The sequence below is a fragment of the Planobispora longispora genome, from assembly GCF_016863135.1.
Classification (GTDB): Bacteria; Actinomycetota; Actinomycetes; order Streptosporangiales; family Streptosporangiaceae; genus Planobispora; species Planobispora longispora.
This window is the reverse complement of the sequence record NZ_BOOH01000087.1, coordinates 1-4017: the sequence shown is the minus strand read 5'-3', so window position 1 is coordinate 4017 and position 4017 is coordinate 1. Positions and strand designations below refer to the sequence as shown.

Annotated in this window: 2 protein-coding genes; both read right to left on the bottom strand. The window is 73.6% G+C overall.

Going from position 1 to position 4017, the window contains the following annotated elements; translation table 11 throughout:
- Positions 1 to 3154: non-ribosomal peptide synthetase (locus Plo01_RS39680; RefSeq protein WP_203895971.1), on the bottom strand; the 3154-nt coding region annotated here is incomplete at its 3' end.
- On the bottom strand, positions 3151 to 4017 hold an 867-nt coding region (locus Plo01_RS39675; protein ID WP_239317971.1), incomplete at its 5' end, for a condensation domain-containing protein. The genes Plo01_RS39675 and Plo01_RS39680, both read right to left, overlap by 4 nt.

Here is a 4017-nt window from a genome sequence, read left to right as displayed (position 1 = left end):
GCAGCACCGCCGGACGCTCCCCCGGGCGTACCCCCGGCCGCACCTCCCCGGCGCCTTCCGCCACCCGCACCGCCAACCCGGCCACCGACGGCGCCTCGAACACCGCCCGCACCGAAACCTCAACCCCCAGCACCGAACGCACCCGGCTCACCAACCGCGTCGCCAGCAACGAATCCCCGCCCACCGCGAAGAACGAATCCTCCACCCCCACCGCATCCAGCCCCAAAACCTCACAGAAGACCCCGCACAGAATCTCCTCCACCGGCGTCCGCGGCCCCCGCCCCTGACCGCCCCCACCCTGCGGCGCGGGCAAGGCCGCCCGGTCCAACTTGCCGTTGCGCGTCACCGGCAGCCCGTCCAGAACCACCACCGCCGAAGGCACCATGTACTCCGGCAACGTCTCCCGCGCGAAAGCCCGGATCTCCTCCGGGGAAGGGTGCTCCCCGATCCCTTCCGGCGACGCGGGCATGGTCAGCGATCCGCCGGCCTCATCCGCCGCCGCCGGACGGCCCGCACCCGCAGGCACCACGTAGGCCACCAGCCGCCGGTCCCCGGGGCGGTCCTCCCGCGCGATCACCGCCACCGCCGACACCCCCGGATGCCGGGCGATCACCGCCTCGATCTCCCCCGGCTCGATCCGGAACCCCCGGACCTTCACCTGCTGATCCGTACGCCCCAGATAGTCCAGCGTCCCGTCGGCACGCCAGCGCACCAGATCCCCGGTCCGATACATCCGCCCACCCGGCTCCCCGAACGGACAGGCCACGAACCGCTCCGCCGACAACCCCGGCCGCCCCAGATACCCCCGCGCCAGCTGCGGACCGGCCAGATACAGCTCCCCGGCCACCCCCGCCGGCACCGGCCGCAACCACGCGTCCAGCACGTACACCCGGGCGTCCCGGAGCGGGGAACCGATCGGCGGGATCTCGCCGGGCGACAGGGGGCCGCTCATGGTGGCGGCGACGGTGGCCTCGGTGGGGCCGTACGCATTGATCATCAGGCGGCCGGGGGCCCAGCGGTCCACCAGGTCGGGGCCGCAGGCGTCGCCGCCGACCACCAGGGTCCGGAAACCGGTCAGGGGGGCGTCGGGCACACCCGCCAGGGCGGCGGGCGGGATCAGGGCGTGGGTGATCCGCTCGTTCTCCAGCACGTCGGCCAGGGCGGTCCCGCCGTACACCCCGGCGGGCGGGATGACGAGGGCGGCCCCGGCGGCGAAGGCCATGAGCATCTCCATCACCGAGGCGTCGAAGCTCGGCGAGGCGAACTGCAGCACCCGGCTGTCCGGACCGACCTTGAGCCGGTCCCGCTGGGACTCGGCGAACGCGGCGATGCCCTCGTGGGTCACGACCACGCCCTTGGGGCGTCCGGTGGAGCCGGAGGTGTAGATCACATAAGCCGGGTGCCGCAGCTCGGCCCGGTCGCCGTCGCCGCCGTCGCCGTCGCTGTCGGCTCCGGCTCCGGCTCCGGCTCCGGCTCCGGCTCCGGCTCCGAGAAGATCCTCTCCGGGGGCCGACGCGTCGGCCCGGACCGGGAACGCCTCATCGATCACCAGCGACGGGGCGGAGTCCTCGAGCATGTACGCGATCCGCTCGGCCGGATAGCCCGGATCCACCGGCAGGTAGGCGCCCCCCGCCTTGCCCACCGCCAGCGCCGCCACGACCAGGCCCGCCGAGCGCGGCAGCACCAGCGCTACCAGGCGTTCCGGTCCCACGCCGTACCCTCGCAGCACGCGCGCCAGACGGTCGGCCCGGGCGTTCAGCTCGCCGTACGTGAGCACCGTCTCGCCGTCCACCAGCGCGGTGGCCTGCGGGTTCCGTGCGACCGCGGCCTCGAAGAGGGCGGGGAGCGTACGGCCGGGCAGCGGCTCGCCGGTGTCGTTCCACTCCTCGACGATCCGGCGCTGTTCCGCGGCGTCCAGGATGCCGATGTGCCCGACCGGGATGTCCGGGGTGTCCACCAGTGTGGTGAGCAGGGAGCGCATCCGGCCGAGCAGCCGCTCCGCCTCGTCCGCGGTGAACAGGTCGGGCCGGTAGTCCAGGCGGAGCGAGAGCCGGTCGCCGGGGACGGCGGCGAGGGCGAGCGGGTAGTGGTGGGCGTCGGTGGAGCCGAAGCCGGTCAGGCGGAGGTCGCCGAGGGCCGCGTCCGCCGCGGACGGGTCGAACGGATAGTTCTCCAGGACCGTGACGGTGTCGAACAGGGCGCCGCGGTGGATCTCGGTCAGGCCGAGGTGGTGGTGGGGCAGCAGCTCGGCCTGCTCGTCCTGGAGGCGTTCGAGCAGCTCGCCGAGGGGTTCGTCGGGCCGGAGCCGGACCCGAACCGGGACCGTGTTGATGAACAGGCCCACCATGTGCTCCACCCCGGGCAGTTCCGGGGGCCGGCCCGACACGATCGCGCCGAACGCCACGTCGTCGCGGCCGGTCAGCCAGGACAGCAGGATGCCCCACAGCCCCTGGAGCACGGTGTTGACCGTGACCCCGCGGCGGCGGGCGAGCCTGGTGAGGGTGCGGGTCAGCTCGGCGTCCAGCTCGATCCGCGCCTTCTCCGGCGGGACGGGGACGGTGGCGGCGGGCGCGACGAGGGTGGGCTCGTCCAGCCCGTCGAGGGCCCGGTCCCACGCCTCCCGCGCCGCCGTACGGTCCTGCCGGTTGAGCCAGGCCAGGTAGTTCTTGTACGGCGGTGCGTGCGCCGCCTCCACGCCCAGGTAGAGCGCGAGCAACTCGGTGATCAGGATCGGCGTCGACCAGCCGTCGAGCAGGATGTGGTGGTTGGTCAGGATCAGCCGGTGCGCGTCCGGCGCGAGCCGTACGAGAACGAACCGGAGCAGCGGCGGCCGGGCCAGGTCGAAACGGCGGGCCCGCTCCTCGGCGGCCACCGTCTCCGGGTCCCGACCGGAGACCTCCCGCCAGGGCACCTCCACCCGGTCCGGGACGACCTGGACGGGCCGGCTGACGTCCTCGTGCCAGAAGGCCGCCCTCAGGTTGGGGTGGCGTTCGAGCAGCCGGGCGGCCGACCGCCGGAGCCGGTCCGCGTCGAGGGGACCGGCCAGGTCGAGGGTGACCTGGGCGGTGTAGACGTCGTGCTCGTCGTGGAGGGCGTGGAAGAACAGGCCCTGCTGCAGCGGCGAGAGCGGGAGGATGTCCTGGATCTGCGTCATCGCTTCTCCCACGCGGCCTGGATGCGGTCGATCTCGTCCTGGTTCAGGTCGACCAGGAGGTCGCTCGGCGTGTATCCGCCGGAGCCGTGGGCGGCGAGCCCGCCGAGGGCGTCGAACCAGGTCTCGGCCAGTTCCTCGGCCTCGGCTCCGGTGAGCACCTCGTCCGGCCACGTCCAGACGGCCTCCAGGTGCGGGCCGTCCGCGCGGTCGTAGGCGGTCACGTTGATCTCGAGGACGTGGGAGACCGGCATCTCCGGGTCGTGCCCGCCGAGCTCGGCGAGCCCTGCCGTCACGAGGTTCCAGTCGTCCTCGGCGACCGCCACCCGGCCGAGGTAGTTGAAGACGATCTGGGGCGCGGGCAGGTCCGCCAGTTCCTCGGCGGTATCGGGGTTGAGGTGGCGGAGCAGGCCGTAGGTCAGCGGGTCCGGCACCGCTCTGAGCTGTTCCTTGACCCGTTTGATCGCCTGGGCGGCGGCGCGCTCGTCGGTCCAGCCCGCGGTGCCCGCGTCGAGCCGGACCGGGTACATGGCGGTGAACCAGCCGACGGTCCTGGACAGGTCCGTGCCGGGGAAGAGGTCCTCGTCCCGGCCGTGTCCCTCCAGATCGATCAGGACCGAGGCGCCCCTGCCGCCGTGCTTCCTGCGCCAGTGGGCCACGGCGAGGGCGAGCCCGGCGAGCAGCACGTCGTTGACCCGGCCGTGGAAGGCGGCGGGGAGACCGGTGAGCAGCGGCTCGGTCCTGTCGGGCGGCAGGGTGCGCCGGAGTGTGCGGACGGTCGCCACGGTGTCCTTGCGGGGGTCGAGGGGACGGTGACCGATGCGCGGGTTGGGTCCGTCGAGGATGTCGATCCAGGCGTCGAGTCC